We start from the raw sequence: 24167 nt of genomic DNA on the forward strand, positions 1-24167 counted from the left end.
CCCTATTATAACAGGTATACAAGCCTCAATCTATTGGGCCAGAGATAGAGGCTCGCCCAAAGCTTATAAATGCTGGTCAATTGACTCATGCACTCCTCTTCCGTTTCACGTACGATAGAGCATCCCAATCAAAGGCTGGAGGGTTCAAAGCATGAAAATGGTAGTAACCGGCGGAGCGGGTTTTATGGGCTCACATCTCGTTAACCGCCTGGTTTCACAAGGCTATGAAGTACATGTTATCGATAACCTGACGACCGGTGATCCAGGCCGCCTCCATTCTGAGGCGGTACTGCATGTTACGGATGTGGGCAGTGAGCAGGCAGCAACATACGTGAAGCTGCTTAAACCGGATACTGTTTTTCATTTAGCAGCACAGAGTGATGTGGAGCAGTCAATACAAACACCAACATCCGATGCATATGCAAATATAGCGGGTACACTCAATATGCTGGAAGCATGCCGAACAGCCAAAGTTCGAAAAATCATTTTTGCGTCCACTTCTCAAGTATATGGAAATTCAGAACAAAATGTACTCACAGAGAACGATTCAGTATGTCCGACTTCTTTTTTCGCTTTATCCAAACTTGTTGCCGAACAATACATTCGCTTGCATCAACAGTTTTATGGGCTGGAATATACAATTCTTCGTTATGCGAATGTATATGGTCCCGGACAAACAACAGGTAGCGAAGGCAGCATCATTGCCGCCATAGGCAAGCATGTGAGCTGCGGGGTTCCTTTGAACATTTACGGTGATGGTACGCAGACAAGGGACTTTATTTATATAAATGACGTTGTCGAAGCCACTCTGGCCGCCTCTAAGCTTGCCCACAGTGATACGCTGCATGTTAGCACAGGACAGATGGTCAGCGTTAACCAGCTGATCGATATGGCGCGTGTACAATATCCTGACGCCATCCACATAAACTATCTTCCCCCCAAACCGGGTGATGTTCTCCGTATCTGTCTTGATAACAGCAAAGCCCGCTCATTATTAAACTGGAAACCTGAATATACGATAGAACAAGGCTTCCTGGAGACTTCAAGGCATTGGGCCATTCTCTCCTCTACGTAACTTCTTGCATTTTTCAAAAAAAGCACCTGTCGATCCATCAATCGATTGGGCGCTTTTTTTATGTTTATACATCCTCCTGAAAACGATAGAAATTCTTAAGCCGTTCTCTGATTGAACTCTTTATGATTCGGACGCCTCATCCAAGGCTTTCTGTTTGCAGATCCGTTGGAACCTGGTCTTGCGTCTTTGAAGATGATTTTACGTTCAGGAACAGGATCAGTCCAAACATGACAAACGCACCGCCGATGGCTTGAAGACCATTTATAGATTCATGGAGCAGGAGAAATGCAAGCAGGCTTGCTCCAACCGGCTCTCCAAGTACACTCATCGACACCGTTGAAGCGGATAAGTAACGCATGAGCCAATTAAACAATAGCTGACCGAATACCGTAGGCACGATGGCAAGCAGGAGAAATATTCCCCAATCATTGGCTGAATAGCCTGTCATCGGGATATTTGAAACGACGTTGTAGCCAGCTAGCAGCAGCGCAGCGAACACAAAAACAAACCAGCTATAAAGAAATGAAGGCATTCGTTTAAGCAGCATTTGCCCCAAAAGCATATGTACAGCAATCGCAGCGGTTCCTAATAAGGACATCAAATCTCCTTTCAAGTGGTTACCGGTTCCGCTTACCCCGCTATTTCCAATCAACACAAATACGCCGACAAAAGCGATCCCCATTCCGTATAATGCCGAGGCCGATGTTCTTTCTTTAAAGAAAATATACGCTCCGATCATCACAAACACCGGCTGAAGCGCCAATATCATGGTCGAGCTTGCCACACTGGTCCACTGCAGTGATCCCATCCACAGTAAAAAATGAGCGGCCAGCATCATACCAGAAGCTATAAGCTTCAAAAAATCGGTTCTTCCCACTTTTCGAACATAGGGAATATATTTTACGCCAAAAGGCAGCATGAGTAATACGGTGAACACCAACCTGTACATCGCTTGAATGGATACAGGCGCATTCGACCATTTTACAAAGATGGATGAAAATGAAATCGCAGTAATTCCGACAAAAAGCAGAACAGCTGCGGGAATTGGCGGTTTTTCTCGATTCATAATGGTTAAATATCTCACCTTTCGTGTATTATTAGAGAATGGTTTATTATTTCGTAAGGAGAATCATTGAATGGCTATAAAGACGTCGAAGTACCAACGCACAAAAATGAGCCCCCCTAAATTTTTAGCCATTGGCTTTATGACGATCACGCTCTTCGGCACCTTTCTGCTCAAGCTGCCGATTTCAACAGAGAGCGGCATGCCGACACCGCTGATTGATGCATTTTTCACAGCTGTATCGGCCATCAGTGTTACAGGTCTAACCGTTGTAGACACGGCTACGCATTGGTCCGTGTTTGGAGAGATCGTCATGCTGATACTCGTTCAGCTCGGTGGTCTCGGATTTATGACATCGGCAACATGGATCGCATTGATGTTAAACCGCCGGATATCTTTAAGGGAACGTATGATTCTACAAGAAGCCATGGGACAATATCAGATTCAGGGGATTGTTGATCTGATCCGCCGCGTTCTCGTCTACTCATTCACCATTGAAGGCGTAGGCGCATTGCTGCTTACATTGCGTTTTTGGGCTGAAATGCCGCTCAGCGATGCGTTATATCTTGGCATATTCCAAAGTGTTTCCATCTTTAATAACGCGGGATTTGATCTGCTCGGCAGCATTCATGGCCCCTTCGCGGGATTTGCGGTCTATGGCACCGATCCGATAATCAACATCATTAATATGATGCTTATTTTTCTAGGCGGCATCGGATTTATCGTCATGTTTGATGTTATGGAATATCCGAGGTGTCGGAAGCTTTCTCTCCATTCCAAAGTTGTTCTTACTGTAACGTCACTGCTGATCTTTATCGGTGCACTCATGCTATTTGTTTTAGAATTCAGTAATCCGGCAACACTCGGGCCACTCTCCTTTCCGCAGAAGATTATGGCTTCCTTCTTTCAATCCGTTACAACACGCTCTGGTGGTATCAGTACGATTGATATAGGCGGATTACAGCAATCATCCCAATTTTTCATGATTATGCTGATGTTTATCGGTGCCGCTCCAGGTTCTACCGGCGGAGGTATTAAAGTAACGACCTTTGCCGTACTGATCGGCTCTGTTATTACGATGATACAAGGTAAGCGTGATGTGGTGTTGTTTCGCAACCGTATCTCGCAAGCCATCGTTTACCGCGCTGTGACATTGACCATTCTTTCCCTGCTGCTTGTAGTCGGGTTTTCCATGTTCTTGTCTGCGACGGAGGCTTCCAGCGATTTTCTGGCGATATTGTTTGAAGCCGTCTCTGCTTTCGGTACAGTGGGGTTATCGATGGGACTGACAACCGAACTGACCGGAATCGGTAAAATATCGATAGCACTGCTGATGTTTCTCGGCCGTTTAGGGCCGCTTACGCTTGCATATGCTTTGAACCGCAGACGCTACAAAGACTTGTACCGTCACCCGGAAGGTAAAATCATTATTGGATAAAACCTGCTGTATTACATTCAGCACTTGTATCCGAACAAAACCGTCCGCTCCTGCCGGGAGACGGACGGTTTTTGTGTCATGTTTTTTTATCATTTTGCAATCAGTCATTTACTTGCAGCTTATGCGAATCCTCCTGCTTCAATAGCCGCATCGAGTAGATCATCGAACAATTCGTCATCTTCCTCAATCAGCTCATCAGCCTGAAGAAACTCCTCTTCCTGACCGGATTCTTCGGCATAATTCAAACTATAATCCCAATCTTTCCCGTTCTTGCTCATAAAGGTAATCTCATAAGCGGAAGTATGTCCTTGTATGGAAAACACCGCGTATCCTATAAAATGATCTTCCTCATCACGATGCATACCTGCTCGCTCGATCGTAATCTGCGACATCGTTTCACTCTCCTCCACTTTGCTTAAGACAATGTTGCTCATAAAACTCAGTATATCACTTTTTAGGTTATTCGATTAACGTTTTTCATCTGAGTAGCAATTTAGTATAATGTGATTATTGCTTTTAAAAAAATGTAATTGGAGGATACCTCAATGTCCGACTTTAAACTATCTTTGGATAAGTATGCAGAATTGGCTGTGAAAGTAGGGGTCAACATACAGAAAGGACAAACTTTGGTTGTCCATGCACCTGTGGAATCGGCTGAATTTATCCGCTTGATTGCCGAGAAGGCTTATGAAGCGGGGGCTCGACTGGTCAAAGTTTTCTGGAATGATGAAGCATTAACCCGGCTTCAATATGAGAAAGCTTCAGATGACGTGTTTACAGAAAAACCAAAATGGTATGCCGGAGAAATGGTGGAGCTCGTTGAGAACGGTGCCGCAATTCTCCATGTACTTGCTGAGAATCCGGATCTTCTGAACGGTATCGATGCGGAAAGAATCGCCAACTTCTACAAGACTCGCGGAGAGGCAATGAAACAGTATCGTGCCTATCAGCAAGCTGACAAATTCAGCTGGTGTCTCATTGCCGTACCTTCACCTGCCTGGGCGGCAAAGGTGTTCCCGGATGTGCCTGAAGCTGAACAGATGGATAAACTGTGGGAGGCAATCTTCCATACAGTTCGGATAGACCAGGATGATCCAGTAGAAGCATGGAAACAACATTTGGACGTCCTTGAAGCTAAATCTGCAGTTCTGAACGCGAAGAAATATAAAGCTCTGCATTACATAGCTCCAGGTACTGACCTGACCATCGAACTGCCAAAAGGTCATATTTGGGCCCAAGGAGACAGCATTAACGAAAAGGGCCATTCCTTTGTTGCAAACATGCCGACCGAGGAAGTGTTTACAGCACCGCTGAAGACAGGTGTTAACGGAACGGTTCGAAGCACGAAGCCGTTAAGCTATGCAGGCAACATCATCGATAACTTCTCACTTACCTTCGAGAACGGACGTGTTGTCAGCTTTACGGCTGAACAAGGTTACGAAACACTGGAGCGCCTGCTCAATATGGACGAAGGTGCACGCTATCTTGGCGAAGTCGCACTTGTACCACATCAGTCCCCGATTTCAGAATCAAACATCCTGTATTACAACACTTTGTTTGATGAGAATGCGTCCAACCATCTGGCAATCGGAAGCGCGTATGCGTTCTGTTTGGAGGGCGGGAAAGAAATGACTCAGGATGAGCTCGTGAAGCACGGACTGAATACGAGCGTAACTCACGTTGATTTCATGATTGGATCTGAAAATATGGACATCAACGGTATTACTGAAGATGGAACAGAAGAGCCTGTATTCCGCAACGGAAACTGGGCGTTTTAAGTGAAATGTTAACGATAAACAGCAGCCTCATCTCTTCGGAGTGACGGCTGCTGTTTTGTCTGCATACATCATCATCTCCAGCATCACATTTTCTATATCCGATTGTAATAAATAGAATCCCCTCCCTGCTTAGGCCTGCTTAAGCTAAAAATCATCTGCTCAACCTCTCCCTAATCCCCCCTAACTTATCGAGAGCTTTTTCAAGCTTTATGGAATGAATGAACTAAGGTTATATCCCTCATCGTTTTGCATACGCTGATGAAGGTATAGGATAATGAAGGATTTAATAGTTAGAGAGAATAAAACAGGAAAAACAAAGCTTTTCATTACAAAATGATGTAAAATAATGAGAGGATTAGCAAGAGGATGGGATACACCAGAGAGGAGATTAACTCGTGTCTAACCGACTGCAATTACTCCTCACAGCAGATTTTAACAGCATAAGCGAGCCTCTCCAGGAAGAGGTCTACTACGAATTTTATGATCTGGTTTACGGGCAAATTATGTATGTGGTCCGTGACCATGCTGCTGCTGAGGATATTATTCAAGAGTCATTTATTAAAGTCATTTCTAAAAAACCCGTTTTTGAAAACGAAAATAAACTAAAGGCCTGGTTGCGAGTAGTCTCTAAAAATACAACAATGAATTATTTAAGAAAAAATAAAAAATACCGTAACCAAGTGGATGTTGATCGTGTTTTTATAGGTGAAGAGGAATTGGTCGCTACTTCCACCAATGTAGAACATCAAGTCGAATCCAAGATGATGGAAGAATCGATCAAGGGCTATATGGAGCAATTGAAGCCTGAATATCGCCTGCTCATCGAGTATCGTTGGAAGCACGGCCTAAGTTATAAAGAGATCGCCAAGCTGCTGGATACTCGGGAAGACATCGTCAAGCAGCGACTCTTCCGTGCCAGAGAATCCGTTAAAAAAATGCTGTATAGGGAGTGGGGTGTTTTGGATGAAAAACGAAAAATATGATCCTTGGTTTGACGAAGCCTTTGATGAAGCATTCGAACGCGCGGCAGCTAAAGCCTCTCCTCCCGTTCCCGATCAGAATACGAAACGACAATCCTGGCTACAGGTTAAAGAGCAGCTGGAACGAAGCCGCAGGCAATCCCGGCGCCGACGCAGATTTCAACTGACTGGAATCGTTGCTGCGTCTATAGCAACAGGCGCCATTTTTTTCTCTCCGCCAACAATCTCTCAAGCCGTGTCGCCTATATACCAGCAGCTGAAAGATTGGGGTAACGGCATCGTAATGGTCATTACCGGTAAAGACGAGATTGCAACGAATACAGTACCGAAGACAAGCCCTCCGCCAGAAGGAATCGGCCCGGAAATGGACAACAATCTTTCAGAAGAACTTCTATGGAGCAGCTCATCGGAAGATCATGATTTAAGTCTCGAAGAAGTGAAAGCCAGACTAACGTTTCCTTACCCAGAATTTCAGTATATTCCTCCAGGCTATCAATTTTATGATGTACTCGCAGCACCGATGAATGAAGAAGCTCCGATCGATGATATGTCTGTACAATATATTTCGGAAGATGGAGCATTTCTGAATATTTCGTTCTACAATTTGGCCGTCGGTCAGACTTCAGTCAGCTCTTTGGGCTCAGTAACTGCAGAAACCCTTATACTCGAGTCAGGTATCGAAGCTATATATATCGAAGGAAACGCAAGTTCCATACAATTCAATTACAACAATGTGGTGATTCGAATTGTAGGTGAGCTTAGTAAGGAAGATCTTTTAAAGATGGCCAATAGTTTACCTTAATATGAAGAGCGTAACCATACGGTTACGCCCTTTTGTTGTCTTATAACCATTACATTAATATCGTGCTGGAATGTGTAACGACTTCTTCATATTTAGTACCTTCTTTAACCCAATGTACCGTTTTACCACGATAATAATAGCCACTTACACCTTGCCAAGTTTTAGTGCCATAATAACTGCTGGAATTTGTGTTTTTATTAAAGCTGCTTTCAACATCCACCCACACGGAGCCTGTCCAACGCTGAAGGTAGATGTTCGCACCAATGGAATCGACGACTCGAGATGCATATGTATTTGACGATATTTGTATATTTGACCCGCTTTTACGAATTGAAGTTGAAGCATCTGTTAAATATACATTTGACGGGTTCAAGGACATGATGCTCATCTCAGCTGGAGGCGGAGGCGTCAGTGCTCGAGGTTCTTTCTCTGCAGGTGCGTCAGCGGATACCCCGCTTGCAACCACAAAACTCATTAGTAGCGCAAATGTAAACGCTGTCAAAACTCTTGTTCGCTTTTTCAACTTGGACATAACATCACCTTTTCTTTCAAAAATTAATGAGATGCATCCATATATTAACATATGACTTTATAGAATGGATGTCATTTTTTTCATTTTTTAAACTAGAATTCAAAAAGCGGCACAGGAAAAACAAATCCTGTACCGTTTTAATAGAGACAAGCCTCGGTTATGTTGCGACCAGCAGCATAAATTTATGCGCCGGCTTCCGCCTGTACCACTTGCTGTTTTAGCAGTGTAATACGAGAAATTCTTTTATTTTCCATTTGATCAACAACGAATACATATTCGCCGTAAGCATAAGACTGACCTTTCTCCGGAATGATCGCCTCCAGCCTGGAGGATAACCATCCGCCAAGTGTGTCATAATCTTCTGTATCTAAGTCTAGACCGAACTGGTCATTAATTTCATCAATTAACATCAATCCGTCGATAGAATATTCATCCTCGGATACCATCTCAATTCCTTGGCGTTCCTCATCGAACTCATCCTGGATTTCACCTACGATTTCCTCCATGATGTCCTCCAGCGTGACAAGACCAGATGTGCCGCCGTATTCATCAATAAGAATAGCAATTTGAGTCTTGCTCCGCTGCATTCGTTTTAGCAGCTCGCTAATCTTCATCGATTCAGGAACCGCAATGATCGGTCGAATTAGTGAAAGCTGGTCCCGTACATATCCCCGCATCAAATCCTTGATATGGATGAATCCGATAATATGGTCTTTATCCTCATCACAGATCGGGTATCGGGTACGCATTCCCTCATCGGCTATCTTTAAATTTTCCTCCATGGACAGATTGGTATATAAGCAGATCATATCCGTTCGAGGAATCATGATTTCTCTAGCTGTCGTATCCGCAAATTCAAAAATGTTATCGACCAAGGTCAGCTCCGTATCATTGATCAGCCCAACCTCGCTGCTCTCCTTCATCAGATCAAGAAGCTCCTCCTCTGTATGAGGCGTTCCCCGCTCTACGGCAGGCTTCATCTTGAATAAACGAAGAAGACCGCTTGATAAACTATTCACTAACCAAATAACAGGATAGGTTATCTTGTAGAATAAATCCAATGGTCTGACCGATAACATAACGATTGTTTCGGCTTTACGCACAGCAACCGTCTTTGGTGCTAATTCGCCTAATACGATATGCATCACTACGATAAGTGACAATGCAATCACAATAGACACGACATGTATCCATGTGTCTCCAAGTCCAAATGTCTGGAACCACGGAGCAATCATGAACGCAATCGAACGTTCTGCAATCCAGCCAAGCATAATCGAAGATATCGTTACACCAAGCTGGCAAGCGGTCAAATATGGATCTAGGTTACGCAGAATCCGCTGTGCTATAATTGCGTTCTTTTTCCCTTTCTCTGCAAGCGCATCAACTCGGCTGCTTTTGACCTTTACGAAAGCCAGTTCAGCCGATACAAAAAAACCGTTTAAAAATACGAATAACAATACCAAAGATATTCCTAACCAACTCGGCAAAGGATCACTCAATCAGTCTCCTATCCGCCGTACAAACCGCTACGACAGATAGGATCACCTCCTTCGGTTATTAAAAATGTGTGGAGCTCTAACGCATAACAACGTAATTGGATAACGCGTCAACTTCCCAATAGACTCATCTCCTTGTCTGATTAAAGCGTAAACAACTTATATCATTAATTATATAGTTATACGATACACAGTCAATCGCTCTGTTATGACATAAAAGACCGTTGTTACAAGCTGTTTTTTATTTATCATCATTTAACACTCATTTACACCGATTTGATGCTCTCTTAATAATCACCTCCTAATATTAGATTGGTAGAATTCTTATTGAGGAGGAACTCTTGTGAAAATCAATCGGACCACACGTATGACTGCAATCCTACTTACACTGGCGGTTGCATTCGGAGAAGCAGCTTCATATACCGCTGCTGCAGAAGGAACAAGCGTAAATCAGCAGGCTTCGGCTGCACCGGTAATAACGATTCTGCCTATTGATCGAGCAGCGATTCTCGCTGGTCAAAAACTGGATTTTAGAGTCGAAGCGACGGGTTTGGAAGGACAGGAACAGCTGCAGGTACGGATCAATGGCAAAGATGCTGCGCAGTATTTTGGCAAAAAACCTGTTATTACACACACCACACCCACCAGCACGGAATACACCATTCGCGATGTATCATTTAATAAACCAGAACACATTTCCATTCATGTCTCTGTAAATAATAAGAAAGAAACGTTTACGAAAACGGTGAATTATGAGGTCTATCAAGCGATTGGCAATGGTAAAAAAGCGAAAAATGTCGTTCTTATGATCGGCGACGGAATGAGCTCCAACATAAGAACCGCTGCACGAGTAGTTTCCAAAGGAATAGATGAAGGCAAATATAAAGGCTGGCTGGAAATGGAGGACATGGAATCCATGGGGATGGTGACCACCTCAGGGATGGATTCGATCGTTACAGACTCTGCCAATAGCGCCTCAGCCTATGCTACCGGGCATAAAACAGCAGTGAATGCAGAGGGCGTTTATCCTGACAATACAGATGATCCGCTTGATGATCCGAAGGTTGAAAATATCATCGAGCTGCTGAAACGTACGCGCGGCATGTCTACAGGTCTTGTAACGACAGCGGATATTACCGATGCCACACCAGCTGCTATGGCTGTACATACCCGTTCTCGATATGAATCCGAGTTTATCGCCAAATCGTACCTCGACCCGCTTCATCGTCCGGATGTACTGCTTGGAGGCGGCAGAGAATGGTTCCTGCCAGCTTCTGAAGGCGGTAAGCGGAAAGATCAAGCCAACCTTATCGATGCGTATAAAAAGGAAGGATATTCTTATGTCACGAATGCGAAAGAGCTAACTCAGGCTTCGGCCGACGAAAAACTCCTTGGTCTGTTCCGGCCAGGCAATATGAATGTATATTTCGACCGCGAGTATACACAGCCGAACAACTCCGATATCGTGGGTGCGTATACTGACCAGCCTACCCTGATGGAGATGACCGCTAAAGCACTGGATGTGCTTGATCAGAATAAAAATGGCTTTTTCCTAATGGTTGAAAGTGCTTCGATTGATAAGCAGGCTCATACGATGGACATGGAGCGGGTCATTTGGGATACAATCGAGTTCGATCAGACCGTAGGACTTGTTAAGGAATATGCAGAAAAACACCCCGATACTCTTGTGATTGTAACAGCGGATCATGGGCATTCCATGACTTTAAACGGTACATTTTCGGTGAAAGATGCTGAAGGCAAAAAAGGGGATGAGCTGCGCGAACTGGTCGGCACTTATTCCGACTCCAAATTCCCTACATACCAGGATGCCGATGGCGACGGATTTCCGGACCATCCGGATTCCGATTGGAAACTGGCTATTGGCTGGGGGAACCACCCAGACCATAATGAAGACTACATGGCCAATCCGAAGCCGATCAGTCCTACAATACAAGATCCAAGTGTAACCGATAAATCATGGTACATCGCCAACCCCGACAAAGACCCAAACGGGGTGCATTATAAAGGAAACTTGCCTCATCATGAAGCGCAGGAAGTTCACACATTTGATGATGTGCCGATCAACGCATCGGGACCTGGAGCGTCCCTTTTTAACGGATATATGGATAACACGGAGGTATTCCGCAATATTATGACGGCTTTGCAGCTGAACCCGGTTAAAGAGAAGGCCAAAAAATAACGTTTTCTCTATAAATAAAGGCAGTCCCCGGTCTGGTAATTCGACCTTTTGGGGACTGCCTTATTTTGTGCACAATGCTGATTTACGATTGTTTTCTGCTTGGCGGCGGGTTTCCAACTACTCCAGGATATTGATAAGTTAACGGCTCATCAAACACTACATAGTCAAGGTTCACCATAAGAAGAACGATTCTACGCCCTGTTTGAGGCTCACTAATTATAATGTGATCCCGGCCTGCTGCTTCCAGAATTCCAGTAAACACTTTGGCATTCCATTCGGAATTGTTCTCGTAGGTCATGAAGAATGAGGCACGTTTGCCGAGATTCAGACGGAGTATATTTTCGACATACGACTGCTCGAATTGAGGGGCTGGAACAACTGTACCGGTCGCTGTCATTGGGGAACCACTTGGCACCTGCGGAGGCAGATTCCCCTTGTATGGACCCATGCTTCGATTTAATGAAGGCTGACATCCTTGCTGAATGCCTGGGTATCCGTTACCGATAAAGTTCATCGGTGCATTTCCATGATTAAACATAAGTATTACCTCCTTAACGTGTACAACACACTAATATACATTCGGACAATCTTCGAAAGTAGGGCTGAAGAAACAGTGTGCCTTATAGCGCCCGGTATTTTGCTGATCATACCAGGTCGGTGGACATTCTTCTACCGGTCTGAAAAACCATAAAGCATTCGTTGCAGGCCAGATCCGTTCCCCGTTAATGGCCCTTTGGGCCAGCCTTCTTTCACTATCCCGAGCCCTCTGGTAAAAATAACTCTTCTGCGTCGCTTCAAAGCCGCCCGGGCTTTGGAACACCATGTCACTCATCGTCCGAATCCCAATGAAGTCCAAACAGTTTGCCAGAATCCGGTTTACTCCTACATTCCCGACCATGAGCATTCCCTGATCCCCTTCACTTTCCGCCTCGGCACGAATGAGTCTTGCCAATAAATCGACATCTGATGAAGTCGCCTTAATTACGGCCACAGTCCTCCTCCTCACTTCCTTGTTTTCACTTTGTATCATATGTGCATTCGCCTATTGTGGTGACAACACATTTAGAAGGTTTTGCTTAAATTACATTCAGCTTACATAACACTTCATCAGAATTAATATCCCGGCTCTATACTCATTGGTAAAGCCAAACATATGAAAGTGAGGTAAGTCAAATCCATGGACAAACAATATACGCTCACTCCTCCGAGAAACTCTTTGGCATCCTCCACAGCTATGGAGAAGGAACTGGGCGTTAGGGTAAAGCGTACATCGCTCAAAAAGATCCGCCGTAAAGAAATGTTGCTGGCATATGTGTTGCTTGCACCATCTGTCCTGCTGTTTTGTATCTTTTTGTTCTATCCCTTACTAAAATCAGTCTACCTTAGCCTGTTTCTTACCGATCCTCAAGGGCAGGTCGCTGAATTCGTCGGACTGGACAACTTCAAACAGACATTATCATCCGATATGTTCTACAAAAGCTTTGCCAATACACTTCTATTTATCGTATTGACCGTACCTACCGGAATCGCTGCCGCTCTTCTCCTTGCAGCCCTAACTCACAATAAACTAAAAGGCATGAAAATGTTCCGGTTCATCTTCTCCCTGCCGATGGCTGTATCTGTCGGTACCGGTTCAATGATCTGGATGATTCTATATCATCCGACCCTCGGAGTTCTGAATTATTTCCTGCAGCTCATCGGAAGCGAACCGATTCAATGGTTGACCGATCCAAAATGGGCAATGCTATCGATCGCTATTATGACCGTTTGGTTGAATCTTGGCTTCAACTATATTTTGATGCTGGGTGGAATGCAGGGCGTCCCGGACGATATTTATGACAGTTCCAAAATAGATGGCTCGGGTCCGCTGCGAACATTTTTCAAGATTACACTGCCCCTCATCTCCCCTACACTGTTCTTTACGCTGGTCGTATCTATTATTGGTTCGTTTCAGGCCTTTGGACAGATTAACATTCTGACAAAGGGCGGCCCGATGAACAGCACCAATGTACTGGTGTACAACATCTATCAGGATGCATTTATTAACTTCCGGTTCGGGATTGGAAGTGCTCAAGCGCTGATCCTGTTTGCGATTATCCTGCTCCTGACTTTCGTCCAGTTCAAATTCGTTGAAAAGAAGGTGCATTACCAATGAGCATGCGTCTTATGCCAAAAAGCTTGATCTATCTGGTCCTTCTGCTCTGCGCGTTTGTCGTTGCGTTTCCACTGCTCTATACTCTGTCAACCTCCATGATGAGTGAAGCGGAATCAGCAGTGTATCCGCCGCCTTTACTGCCGGATGCGTTGAATATATCCAATTTCATCAAGGTGGCACATACGATTCCGGTTTTGCGGTTTATTGGAAACAGCTTGATCGTATCCTGTGCGATTATGGCGGGACAGATCATCACGGCGAGTCTTGCGGCATACGCGTTTGCATTTCTCAAGTTCCCAGGAAAAACACTGTTATTCAGCCTGTTTCTTGCCACGATGATGGTTCCTTGGGAAGTTATTATGATTCCGAATTATCTTACGGTGAAAAATTTGAATTGGCTGGATACTTACCAAGGGCTAATCGTTCCCTTTCTCGCTTCTGCATTCGGAACTTTTTTGCTGAGACAGTATTTTTTGCAACTGCCTAAAGAACTGTTTGAAGCGGCAAAAGTAGACGGCTGCGGACATATGCGCATGTTCTTCAAGCTGGTTACGCCATTATCCATGCCCGCGATCACCACGCTTGGTGTCTACTCCTTCCTAAACAACTGGAACATGTATCTATGGCCGCTGCTAACAACCAACCGTGAAGAAATGCGAACGGTTCAGATCGGTGTATCCATGCTTCAATTCGAGGAAATGAACTCGTGGAACCTGATTCTTGCCGGGGTTCTTACATTGCTGCTTCCTTCCCTTCTGCTGCTTGCCTTAGGGCTTAAACCGCTCGTTCGCGGAATTACGGCAGGAGCACTGAAAGGGTAAATCGCTGGTTCAATGGTGAGACGATCAGTTTTGCGTGGCTTAACTCTGGGCTGTGCAATGTTGATATACACTAATATTTTCATAAGGGAGAGATAATCGATCATGAAACGTTTTGGAAAAAAGACCTTCACTCTTGCATTGCTGGCTTGCCTGATGATCGTAAGCACGGCATGCGGAAACAGCAGTTCACCGAAATCCTCGGAAACAGCTGATACCGCTAGCGGAGATGCCAACGAACCGGTTAAAGTGGTATGGTGGCATTCCATGAGCGGGGATGTCGGGAAAGTAGTGGACAAACTGATCTCAGACTTTAATGCTGCAAATCCCGACATTCAGGTTGAGGGCGTGTATCAGGGAACATACGATGAGAGCTTAAACAAGCTGAAAGCTTCTCTTGGCTCGGACAACAGCCCGACCATGATTCAGGTGTATGAAATCGGCAGCCGGTTCATGATGGATTCGAAAGCCATCAAGCCTGTTCAAGACTTTATCGATGCGGAGCAATATGACATTTCCAGTCTGGAGCCGAATATTAAAAATTACTACACGTTCGATGACAAACTGTATTCCATGCCGTTCAATTCCTCCAATCCGATTTTGTATTACAATAAAGACGCTTTTGAAGCAGCCGGACTGGACCCGGAAAATCCTCCAAAAACATACGAGGAAGTAGCTGAGGCCGCCAAGCAGTTGACCAAAGATGGAATGACCGGAGCCTCCTTCGCGATCTACGGATGGTTTATGGAACAATTTTTCGCCAACCAGGGCGCTGAACTGCTGAACAACGGAAACGGACGTCATTCGCTTGCAACAGCCTCACAAGTAAACAGCAAAGCCGGTGTGGAAACGCTCGAATGGTGGAAAGGAATGCTTGACGATAAATCCCTTCTGAACCTTGGACGTAAAACCGATGACACGAAAAAAGCATTTGCCGCCGGACAAGTTGCCATGATGCTGGACTCCACCGCTTCCCTGCGCGGCATCGTCAGCGCTTCTGAAGGCAAATTCGAAGTTGGAACGGCCTTTTTGCCTAAACCTTCAAACGCCGGAAAAGGCGGTGTCGTCATCGGGGGAGCAAGCTTGTGGCTGCTTGACAACAAGCCCGAAGCCGAACAAAAAGCGGCTTGGGAGTTTATGAAGTACCTTGCCGACCCAAAAACCCAAGCTTACTGGCATGTGAATACAGGATATTTTCCGGTAACGACCAAAGCATACGACGAACCTGTTGTGAAGGAGAATCTGGAGAAGTATTCTCAGTTTCAAACCGCAATTGACCAGCTACATCAGACAGAGCCAAATTTGGCAACGCAAGGGGCTGTAATGGGTGTATTCCCTGAGGCTAGACAAATTACAGAAACAGCCATTGAGGAAGTGTTGAACGGTCAGAAATCGCCGCAGGAAGCATTGGATAAAGCCGCGGAGGAAATCACCTCCAAAATCGAAATGTACAATAAAACCGTGAAATAACTTGTTTTTAGTGACAAGGGAGACCCTGCCGAATGTAAGCGGGTCTCCCTTTCATTTAGTTAATTATATTAATTATTTATAGGATTAATTTATTGCTTCGTAATATCATTTTGCGTATCATTCGCCATCAATAATCCAATTTTCAGATACCTATTTTCTGTGCAGACTCCCGCTGATATTTTGGAAAGCGCTCGAATTTGTAATATCGTGTTCCCTGAAAAGTCAATTTCCCCTTATCTCCTTCAGCACAGACGCCGAACTCTTCCCCGCTGACTAAAAACTCCATCCGGTCCCCGCTCTCTACCTCAAAGGTCAAATAATAAGAAGTCTTGGAGCGGCTGGACAGACCATCATCTGAATGACGGCTATGTGTAACCTCGCTTCGCTTGCTGACGATTCGCGAATCCACGGTTAGTAGCGGCTGCTTGTTATTTCGGTTCCATTGCATAATGCCCTTGCCTGCTGTAAGCAATATGATTCCAAGCATAACCACAAAAAACACAGGCATAACACTGCCGAAAAAATCGAACATCCAATATGATTCCGATCCCATACAGCTCACCCTTTCACCTTAAAGCATCTTTCCGTCTAAATCCTTTGTCCTTGTTAGATCATATGCGGGAGATCAGACAACTTTAACCCCGTTTTCAGAAAAAATAACTCGTATGCTGTTGGACAAGAGGGGAAACAAAACAAAAAGCCGATGCTTGTATTTCTACAAAACATCAGCTTTAGGTGAAATGTCTATTCTTTTTCTTCGATATTCGGTTAAACAGCAACTTACTCATGAACCATTTGCAGAAAAGCTTTAGTTTCACGCTGTCCTTCATCTTCATCTTCAATCGGAAGCAGTCCCATATCTGCCCAGCAAGCTTTGCATTGTTCTTCAGTTTGACACAGATGGGCATCATTACAGTTATAACATAAGCGGAGCAAGTTAGCCGTCATCATATCTGTTTCCATTTTCATCTCAATCACTCCTATTTGTTATTTCCTCTTCTTTACACTTTCATATTAACATGATTCAACACCTTATATTGTGATTATTTTCACAAATGATTGAACATTTTAAAAATTTGAACATTTAAACTTAAATGCTTTGCAGATAAACAAAGACTTTGCCAACTGCTGATCATACTTGCAGCGACAAAGTCTCATGCCACGATATTATCTAATTCTCCAGGTTGCCCCGCCATCCATGCTGAGAAGAAGCCGGGAGCGCTTCTCATCCACGGTTTCAACAAGCATCCATCCGACATCAGAAGAAGCAAACTCCATTTTAGAGATGATCGGATATTCTGCGAGATGTTTGGCCAGTTCCGGGTCCCTTGGATATGGAGTCCACGTCTCCCCCATGTCCTTTGAACGATAAACGATACCATTGATGACACTCCAGCCTTCATGTTGACGTCTAAAGACCGGACTTATAGTACCCTGCATGCTTTTCGGATTCAACGGAAAAGAAACAAATTCCCAAGACAAGCCGCTATCCGTTGAGAAATATCCTCCGAATTCAGGATCGCCATCGTTCAAGCAGGTTATAGAAACCCAAACATCATTCGCGCTGCCAAGAAATTGAGGAACTCCGGGTATGTAGGATTCGCACAATTTCGATTGATCATCCTGAAAAATATCCTTTGAAGCACTCCAGCTTAAACCGCCATCTCTCGATATATACAGCTTGGAGCCCTTGGTTTCTTTTACGGTAGCAAATCCGGTATAAGAATTGGCGAATGTCATCTCTCTGATCAACCCCGTTCGAGGTATAACCGTGCCAGGTTCGCTTATAGCAGCATAGTTTGAGTTTTCCATCACACGGGTCCAGTGCTCGCCCTGATCATTTGTTCGGAACAAATTTTTTTCCTCCCAGCTGGAAGTAGCTTCCGCCGAAGCCATTACCCAGCCATTCATGGAAGAAGTAAAGGATAGGCCAGTTATTTCTTCCGCATCAGGCAAAGAAGATAATTTCCACTCTTTTCCCCCGTCACTGGTATTCATAAGCATGGTTCCCTCGCTGCCTCCGTTACGGACAATCCAGCCATGATCTTTATCCGTAAACACAATATCATGGCCATATACAAGTTTATCCTTGAATTGAATATTAGATGAAGGTGAAATATCAACCCAGGTCTCTCCAAAATCTTCGGTAAGGTATAGTCGCAAAGCGCCCTTCGTAACCCCCCATGCGATTCCTTCGGATTCGCTAAGCATGTGAAAATCGGTCAGTCTTGTCTGTATTTGATATTTACTTTTTTCCTCAGGTGCTTTATCAGCTGTTTCGGGTGTAACGACTGTTAAAGTTTGACCATCTTCGACCGACTCAGTTTCTTGCTCATTGGCGGTAGGATCTTGTTGAGAAGTTGTGTTCGTAGTTGTTGATGTACAAGCTGTCAGCAAAAAAATAAATGTAACTAGCAATATTATGCTTCGACAGTACGAATGATTGCGTAATATCAAGCAGCTTCCTCCTTCGTATCGCCCAGTTGTGTTTCATGTCGCTTTTTCGGTCAATTATATCATAATCCCCATATGAAAACAGGAAGCTTCTTTTTCTTCATGTATAAGGAACCCCCTTCCATGGAAAACTTCACATGTAACATAAAGAGCTAAGCTTTAATGAAAAAAGGAGGTGAGATCATGCCAAAGCCGGATAACCGTGAAAATAATGTCGATCGTCTGCAGGATGCAGTTCAGGACACTATCGAGAATTTTCGGGAAGCCAAGGATTATCTGAACGAGTTTGGTGATGAAATTTCTGAATCGGAGAAAGAACAGATTCTGGAAAAAAATGAGCGGCGCAAGAGAAGCATTTCTGGATTTCGTGAAGAGATCAAAGACGAGGCGCAGCATCAACGTGAACAATAATAAATGTCCCCTGCTTGATCCATATAAAAAACAGGAGGCTCAAGTGAGCTTCCTGTTTAAAATGCAGCTTCATTAGCTTCGAACTTGTACATATCATGTAAATATGTTGACACATTTTCAGAGGCTGATTGTGATCAAACGGGTTGCATTATAACATTTTTCGATTCATGTCAAGAATACCTATTTTTTTGCTTTCCCCCTATAATGGGTAATTATATATCATGCGTTTATTTCCAGCGTATGCAAATCATGAGTAGAAGGGGATGATTGTATGAATTCGACAATATATCGACCAAGCCGCGCCGTTATCATCGGGACAGGCGCGGTTGGTACAACAACCGCCTACACCCTGCTGCTCCGCAAACGAGTAGCAGAGATCGTACTAATTGATATCAATCACGATAAAGCGGTAGGTGAAGCGCTGGATATGAATCACGGGCTTCCTTTTGTAGGAGGCGTGAAGGTTTGGGCTGGAGATTACCCGGATTGTGAAGGCGCCGATATCATCATCGTAACAGCAGGGGCATCTCAAAAACCGGGAGAAACCCGAATCGATCTTTTAAAGAAAAACGCTGCGGTTTTCAAAGAAATCGTACAAAAGATTACGAAGTACAATAAAAACGGTATTCTGCTGATTGCCACCAATCCGGTTGATATACTATCGTACGTTACACTTAAGGAGAGCGGTTTCCCGGCGAATCGCGTTATAGGTTCTGGCACACTGCTGGACAGTGCGCGCTACCGCTATCTTCTCGGCAAGCATAAGCATATTGATCCACGGAGTATACACGCTCATATCATTGGCGAACACGGTGATTCTGAAGTGCCGGTATGGAGTCTCGCCAATGTGGCAGGCATTAATCTGGAAGTCGATGAAGAGGACAAGCAGCAGATTTTTGAAAGCACTAAAAACGCTGCTTACGAGATTATCAACGCTAAAGGAGCTACTTTCTATGCGATCGCCCTTGCACTTGATCGAATTGTAACAGCCATTTTACAAAACGAAAGTGCTGTGCTTAATGTCTCTACCTTACTTCAGAACTACAACGGCGTCTCCGATGTATATCTGGGTGTGCCTTGCGTTGTAGACCGGACTGGTATACGAGAAGTGCTCGACCTGCCTCTGAATGAGGAGGAAACGGTTATGTTCCATAAATCAGCAGAAAAATTGAAATCCGAAATCGCGAACATCGGCTTTTAAAGCGTAAAGAACGTCCCGCCAGATTTGAGTTCTGGCGGGACGTCCAATTTTTCTGCAAGTAGACCACTCTTATTTGTCCGTAATCGTTTCGTCTTTTTCGCTTGTTCGTCTATTCCTGGCTAATCCTGTTCATCCGAAAGATACGGGATGTCTGCCATATATTCTTCTTTGTTGATAAGCTTTTCTGCTACATCCTGGAATGATTCCGGCTGAAGCAGTTCAATTGGAGAAACACCCTTATCAAAGATGAAATGGTCTCCTTCAATGACAACGGCATATCGACCGTTTAGCTTTGCAATATGAATGCTCTCTCCGAAATCAGCAAGCAATCCTTTAATATGAACATCACCAATTTTGAACTTCAGCTCAATTTCCGGCTTGATCTCTACGATCCGGCTTGCAGCCTCTACTACTTCTGCCGGCTCCCATTTTTCCTGAATGTTTCGTTTTTCACTGGCCGCCCATAATTCCAGTTCTTTCTCTTCCTGCTGACGCTCTTCATTCGTTTCATCAGGCCATTTGCTTTCAACATACGTTTGAACATACTCCATCATTTGATCATTCACAATTTCCGGAATGGATTGTTCATAAGAAACAAACTTCAAAAAATCCTCGAAATAACGGGCATGAGAAGATTGGTGAATTTTTAGCTCCCATTCATCCATCATTCCTTCTTCAAGCATATGGGGATATAGTATCGATTTGATGTTCCGTGCACTGATTGCCATTTCAACTTCGCTGATTAAACTTTTTTCATCCGAAATTCGGACAATTTTCTGTTCAAAATCGCATTTCATCACAAATATGAACGGCTCATCGGAATGAGTAGACAGGACCGCTTGAGATATAATGAGCGCCCCTCCCCGTACCGAGCTAGTATCGAGGTAGCTACGAACCAGATCATCACAAGCGTTCTTGAAAGACTCTTTATCATCCGCTCCCCGCAGCCGGGCAAACATATTAAAGTTCGGGTTACTGTCCAGCTCATACCCAGGCTCTACGATAAAACGTCCGATTTTCGTCGGCGCCTGTTCCTTGTTTGGATTTTTCTCTACTTTCCTTTTGCTGATTCGTGTAAACTCCCCGTCCAAAAATTTTTTGATCTCACTATCTTCATATTCATAATCATCAAGCGTTTGGTAGTGCTGATATGATTTATGAAGCTGACTTTCCTTCCCTTCTACTCGAATAACAAAGAAGGATAAAAATTGAACATTAAATTTCATGAGTAACTCCTTTATGATGACAATATGTATTTAATGATGTTAATTATTAATAAGTTAAAATGTTTCTCGCGGCGCTCTCCGTATGATTGGAAGAGGATTACAAAGTTATAGTTTACATAATATTTAATATGTAACTTAATAATCTTGTTTATAGTTCGGTCGGAACTTGAATATCCAATCGAGCGATAGCTTCTTCCTTTTCACGATTGCTTACATGGGTATAAATGGTTGTCGTCTGTATCGAGGAGTGGCCGAGCAACTCCTGCACCGTTCTCAGATCCGCACCTTTACGAAGCAGCATGGTAGCGAATGAATGTCTTAGCTTATGGCTCGAATATGACAGTTTTTGATGTGCTGGCACATCTGCCTGAAAACGATCAAACGTTTCCGAAGCGATTTGCTGGATACACCGAATAGATAGACGCCTGCCTTTTTGCGAAGTAAACATTGCATCCTCAGTTGCCCGCCACGGCTTTATTCTTAAAGATATGGCCTGCTCCAAAACTTGGCCTACCGATTCAGGAACAGGAAGCGACCGCCATTTCCGCCCTTTTCCGAATACATTCAGCATACGGTGCTGGGCATTATAATCGGATATGTTCAGCGCATGAACCTCACCGATTCGCAGTCCCATGTAAGCCATCAAAAGAAAAATCGCAATGTTTCGTGTTCGGTATTTACCTTGCACCGCTTCGAAAAAGCGGATGAGCTCATCCTCATTCAAGTAAGAAGGAGCTTTGTTACTCTCTGTTTTTGATTTTTTCACTCCGATTGCAGGATTATGTGCAACCAGTTCCAGATCGATCAATGCTTTAAAAAAACAATTAACCGCTGCATGTTTTCGATTTCGAGTTGTATCGCTAACTCCACGTTCCCGAACAGAAGATAAATAAGACATAACATGAAGTTTCTTTACTTGATCCAATGATTTTCCATTTAATGAATTCAGAAACTCATAAACATCGCTCATATATGATTTCTGTGTGTAAAAAGTATATCCGGCATCCTTCATCCAAATCATAAAAGCGTCTAATGACTCCTCATAATACTCTTTTATATCAAGCATAGTGATCCTCCTTATGCTGATCTTTCATTTTAACACAGTTTTCAGTGAATTTTGTCGACTACATTGGTATAAACACCATGACTTATTACAGTTTACTCCCTATCAACAATTATAAAAATGCTTTAAATCAAAATATGCGTATAATTTATGTTATACGCATATTTTTAGGCATGTTTTTATGTATATAATTACATATAATTTTGCTTAAATACTGTTTTCTATTAAAAAAAGCCGTGGATTCACGGTTTTTTAACAAAATTTTGCTGCTTCCACTCTTCTAACTGTACTCATTCATATCGAATTCCGTTTGAGAGTTCTTGCAGCGCTTTTTTATCTAGAATATGTATGGTATCCTTCTCCCTAGCTATCACTCCTTGTTCAGTCAGTTTTAAAATAACACGATTTAGGTGTCTGGATGTTGTACCGATCAAATCTGCAATTTCTTGTGTGTTGGTCGAGCGAATTTCTTTTCCAAATTCATTTTTCTCATGGATGGTTGTCATTAAATAGCTTGCAAACCGATTCTCGACAGAAGCTAACAAATTGACGCGAGAGGCCGTTGTACATGTCTGCAGTTTATAGGTGACGTGGGTTAGGAGCGACATCAAAAACTTAGGCTCATGGATCGCATACTCGTATATGTATTCAAATGGAATCCCAATGCACAGTGTCTTTTGAACAGCTTCCACTTGGGACTGAACAACCACTTTTTGAATTAGCTCAATATCACCCATAATAGCAAGAGGCTCGCAAAAACGAAGCAGCAGTACCTTTCCGGTCTGTACACTGGATGTAATCTTTACTCTGCCTTCGACTAGAAGCAAAAGGGCATCCATCTGCTCGCCCTCTTTTAAGACAAGCTCCCCTGGTTCATAGCTTCGAAGTTCATAAGGGACCTCATCCGATTCATGGAAGATTTGATCGATTTCAAATTGATTGAGTTTGGATTGCAGAAGTTGGGGGTCATGGATTATTTTCATCAAATCATCTATCCTTTCAGGACATATGTCCTTCCATTAATATCAGCAGATCATTAAGATAAAATCTAAAAGTAAACAAGGATGTGAGCACTTGATATTTGTATTCGATTTAGACGGTACTATATGTTTTCAAGGAAAGCCACTAAGCCCCATCATAATCAATGCGCTCGATGAGCTGACGCATCAAGGCCACGAAATTATTTTTGCTTCGGCCCGTCCCATTCGAGACCTGCTGCCTATCTTACCTGAACATATGCATGGGTACCCCATGGTCGGTGGCAACGGTACTATGGTCGCTAAAGAAAAGAATATCATCTCTACTGTTCATTTTGAAGAAGACATTCGAAATGATCTCCTTACTATAATCCATAACTATAATCTGCAATATTTAATCGATAGTGATTGGGACTATTCCTATACCGGACGTGAAGATCATCCTATAAGACGTAATGTTGATCCAGAGAAGCGGGCTCATCAGGTTCCCTTAGAATCACTTCATAAAATAATAAAAATGGTTCTGTTTGACGTTTCTGATCACCGTCTGGTACTAGAATCACTTTCGGCTCTACCCCTTGTTATACATAAGCATGGTGATGAAGGAATCTTCGATATAAGCCCCCAAGGTATTGATAAATGGGATGGACTCATGAGATTAGGTTTAAAAGAACAATCTTATATTGCTTTCGGAAATGATGCGAATGATATATCCATGTTTCAGCATGCTCACACTTCCATTATGATTGGAATGCATGAAGAACTTAAAGGTTATGCAACAGAACAACTTCAGCCTGATGATCAGCATATCGCACAGAGATTGTTGGCATTCTGTAATCAACCCTTCAGCTTGATTTAGCAACTCTCTTTGCCTATTAGAAAAAGCCATTGGAGGTCCAATGGCTTTACGAAAAACTTATGGTTTACATAATATTTTTTAAGTTAACATTTTTTTCGCTTTAAAAATCTGCTTCGTGTTATTTAAATATTGTTTACCAAGGAATCCTCGGGATTGAAAAGTATAGGGT

At 43.5% G+C, this 24167-nt stretch carries 24 protein-coding genes; 12 read left to right on the top strand and 12 right to left on the bottom strand.

Annotated elements, in window-relative coordinates:
• The first annotated feature begins 151 nt into the window (after nt 1–151).
• Nucleotides 152–1075, top strand: coding sequence for an NAD-dependent epimerase/dehydratase family protein (locus C8268_RS10960; protein WP_106767685.1), 924 nt, complete (start codon nt 152–154; stop codon nt 1073–1075).
• A gap of 136 nt (nt 1076–1211) precedes the next feature.
• Here the strand turns inward: C8268_RS10960 and C8268_RS10965 are convergent, their stop codons facing one another.
• Entirely contained in the window at nt 1212–2141 is a 930-nt protein-coding gene (locus C8268_RS10965) for a DMT family transporter (protein ID WP_106767686.1), read from the bottom strand.
• A gap of 70 nt (nt 2142–2211) precedes the next feature.
• Here C8268_RS10965 and C8268_RS10970 point away from each other — a divergent pair, with 70 nt between their 5' ends.
• Nucleotides 2212–3576 carry a TrkH family potassium uptake protein gene (locus C8268_RS10970; RefSeq protein WP_106767687.1) on the top strand — a complete coding sequence of 455 codons (1365 nt, stop codon included), beginning with the start codon at nt 2212–2214 and terminating at the stop codon, nt 3574–3576.
• Nucleotides 3577–3695: 119 nt separating this feature from the next.
• Here C8268_RS10970 and C8268_RS10975 read toward each other — a convergent pair whose 3' ends face one another.
• Nucleotides 3696–3968, bottom strand: coding sequence for a hypothetical protein (locus C8268_RS10975; protein WP_106767688.1), 273 nt, complete (start codon nt 3966–3968; stop codon nt 3696–3698).
• Between the two features lie 153 nt (nt 3969–4121).
• On the opposite strand from C8268_RS10975, the gene C8268_RS10980 reads away from it, so the two are divergent.
• The 3 genes from C8268_RS10980 (at nt 4122) to C8268_RS10995 (ending at nt 7136) form a co-directional block, all read left to right on the top strand.
• Nucleotides 4122–5354 (top strand): aminopeptidase, encoded by a 1233-nt coding sequence (locus C8268_RS10980; protein WP_106767689.1) that lies wholly within the window; start codon nt 4122–4124, stop codon nt 5352–5354.
• A 395-nt stretch (nt 5355–5749) separates the two neighbouring features.
• Nucleotides 5750–6337 (top strand): RNA polymerase sigma factor, encoded by a 588-nt coding sequence (locus C8268_RS10990; RefSeq protein ID WP_106767690.1) that lies wholly within the window; start codon nt 5750–5752, stop codon nt 6335–6337.
• The gene (locus tag C8268_RS10995) at nt 6318–7136 is read left to right on the top strand and encodes a DUF4367 domain-containing protein (RefSeq protein ID WP_106767691.1); all 819 of its coding nucleotides are present in this window, start codon (nt 6318–6320) and stop codon (nt 7134–7136) included. The genes C8268_RS10990 and C8268_RS10995 overlap by 20 nt, the downstream gene beginning before the upstream one ends.
• Nucleotides 7137–7185: 49 nt before the next feature.
• Here C8268_RS10995 and C8268_RS11000 read toward each other — a convergent pair whose 3' ends face one another.
• Both C8268_RS11000 and C8268_RS11005 read right to left on the bottom strand, forming a co-directional pair.
• A complete protein-coding gene (locus C8268_RS11000; RefSeq protein ID WP_106767692.1) occupies nt 7186–7668 on the bottom strand; it encodes a hypothetical protein in 483 nt (160 codons plus the stop codon).
• Nucleotides 7669–7850: 182 nt separating this feature from the next.
• The gene (locus tag C8268_RS11005; RefSeq protein WP_106767693.1) at nt 7851–9167 is read right to left on the bottom strand and encodes a hemolysin family protein; all 1317 of its coding nucleotides are present in this window, start codon (nt 9165–9167) and stop codon (nt 7851–7853) included.
• 340 nt (nt 9168–9507) lie between these two features.
• On the opposite strand from C8268_RS11005, the gene C8268_RS11010 reads away from it, so the two are divergent.
• On the top strand, nt 9508–11364 hold the full coding sequence (locus C8268_RS11010; protein ID WP_199794838.1) for an alkaline phosphatase: 1857 nt from the start codon (nt 9508–9510) through the stop codon (nt 11362–11364).
• Between the two features lie 82 nt (nt 11365–11446).
• Here the strand turns inward: C8268_RS11010 and gerQ are convergent, their stop codons facing one another.
• Together gerQ and C8268_RS11020 are read right to left on the bottom strand one after the other, a co-directional pair.
• On the bottom strand, nt 11447–11902 hold the full coding sequence (gene gerQ, locus C8268_RS11015; RefSeq protein ID WP_106767694.1) for a spore coat protein GerQ: 456 nt from the start codon (nt 11900–11902) through the stop codon (nt 11447–11449).
• 30 nt (nt 11903–11932) lie between these two features.
• Nucleotides 11933–12355 (bottom strand): cell wall hydrolase, encoded by a 423-nt coding sequence (locus tag C8268_RS11020; RefSeq protein WP_106767695.1) that lies wholly within the window; start codon nt 12353–12355, stop codon nt 11933–11935.
• Nucleotides 12356–12598: 243 nt separating this feature from the next.
• Here C8268_RS11020 and C8268_RS11025 point away from each other — a divergent pair, with 243 nt between their 5' ends.
• The 3 genes from C8268_RS11025 to C8268_RS11035 all read left to right on the top strand — a co-directional run bounded on the left by C8268_RS11025 (nt 12599) and on the right by C8268_RS11035 (nt 15807).
• The gene (locus C8268_RS11025) at nt 12599–13519 is read left to right on the top strand and encodes a carbohydrate ABC transporter permease (protein ID WP_234032972.1); all 921 of its coding nucleotides are present in this window, start codon (nt 12599–12601) and stop codon (nt 13517–13519) included.
• Nucleotides 13516–14340 carry a carbohydrate ABC transporter permease gene (locus C8268_RS11030; RefSeq protein WP_106767697.1) on the top strand — a complete coding sequence of 275 codons (825 nt, stop codon included), beginning with the start codon at nt 13516–13518 and terminating at the stop codon, nt 14338–14340. The genes C8268_RS11025 and C8268_RS11030 overlap by 4 nt, the downstream gene beginning before the upstream one ends.
• Nucleotides 14341–14442: 102 nt before the next feature.
• Nucleotides 14443–15807 carry an ABC transporter substrate-binding protein gene (locus C8268_RS11035; protein ID WP_106767698.1) on the top strand — a complete coding sequence of 455 codons (1365 nt, stop codon included), beginning with the start codon at nt 14443–14445 and terminating at the stop codon, nt 15805–15807.
• 142 nt (nt 15808–15949) lie between these two features.
• Here the strand turns inward: C8268_RS11035 and C8268_RS11040 are convergent, their stop codons facing one another.
• From C8268_RS11040 to C8268_RS11050, 3 genes are all read right to left on the bottom strand, one after another.
• Nucleotides 15950–16360 carry a DUF2500 domain-containing protein gene (locus C8268_RS11040; RefSeq protein WP_106767699.1) on the bottom strand — a complete coding sequence of 137 codons (411 nt, stop codon included), beginning with the start codon at nt 16358–16360 and terminating at the stop codon, nt 15950–15952.
• 227 nt (nt 16361–16587) lie between these two features.
• The gene (locus C8268_RS11045) at nt 16588–16776 is read right to left on the bottom strand and encodes a hypothetical protein (protein ID WP_199794840.1); all 189 of its coding nucleotides are present in this window, start codon (nt 16774–16776) and stop codon (nt 16588–16590) included.
• Nucleotides 16777–16974: 198 nt separating this feature from the next.
• Nucleotides 16975–18264, bottom strand: coding sequence for a WD40/YVTN/BNR-like repeat-containing protein (locus tag C8268_RS11050; protein WP_106767700.1), 1290 nt, complete (start codon nt 18262–18264; stop codon nt 16975–16977).
• Between the two features lie 180 nt (nt 18265–18444).
• Between C8268_RS11050 and tlp the strand changes: the two genes are divergently transcribed.
• Both tlp and C8268_RS11060 read left to right on the top strand, forming a co-directional pair.
• Nucleotides 18445–18672, top strand: coding sequence for a small acid-soluble spore protein Tlp (gene tlp, locus C8268_RS11055; protein ID WP_106767701.1), 228 nt, complete (start codon nt 18445–18447; stop codon nt 18670–18672).
• A gap of 271 nt (nt 18673–18943) precedes the next feature.
• The gene (locus C8268_RS11060; protein ID WP_106767702.1) at nt 18944–19873 is read left to right on the top strand and encodes an L-lactate dehydrogenase; all 930 of its coding nucleotides are present in this window, start codon (nt 18944–18946) and stop codon (nt 19871–19873) included.
• A 119-nt stretch (nt 19874–19992) separates the two neighbouring features.
• Here the strand turns inward: C8268_RS11060 and C8268_RS11065 are convergent, their stop codons facing one another.
• The 3 genes from C8268_RS11065 to C8268_RS11075 form a co-directional block, all read right to left on the bottom strand.
• On the bottom strand, nt 19993–21099 hold the full coding sequence (locus C8268_RS11065; protein WP_106767703.1) for a DUF3900 domain-containing protein: 1107 nt from the start codon (nt 21097–21099) through the stop codon (nt 19993–19995).
• Nucleotides 21100–21247: 148 nt separating this feature from the next.
• Nucleotides 21248–22165, bottom strand: a complete 918-nt coding sequence (locus C8268_RS11070; RefSeq protein ID WP_106767704.1) for a tyrosine-type recombinase/integrase — start codon at nt 22163–22165, stop codon at nt 21248–21250.
• A 287-nt stretch (nt 22166–22452) separates the two neighbouring features.
• Nucleotides 22453–23145 (bottom strand): Crp/Fnr family transcriptional regulator, encoded by a 693-nt coding sequence (locus C8268_RS11075; protein WP_106767705.1) that lies wholly within the window; start codon nt 23143–23145, stop codon nt 22453–22455.
• Nucleotides 23146–23236: 91 nt separating this feature from the next.
• Between C8268_RS11075 and C8268_RS11080 the strand changes: the two genes are divergently transcribed.
• Nucleotides 23237–23998 (top strand): HAD-IIB family hydrolase, encoded by a 762-nt coding sequence (locus C8268_RS11080; protein ID WP_106767706.1) that lies wholly within the window; start codon nt 23237–23239, stop codon nt 23996–23998.
• Nucleotides 23999–24167 lie beyond the last annotated feature (169 nt).

This window comes from Paenibacillus faecalis, from assembly GCF_900289175.1.
In the GTDB taxonomy this organism is placed as follows: Bacteria; Bacillota; Bacilli; order Paenibacillales; family Paenibacillaceae; genus Paenibacillus_AQ; species Paenibacillus_AQ faecalis.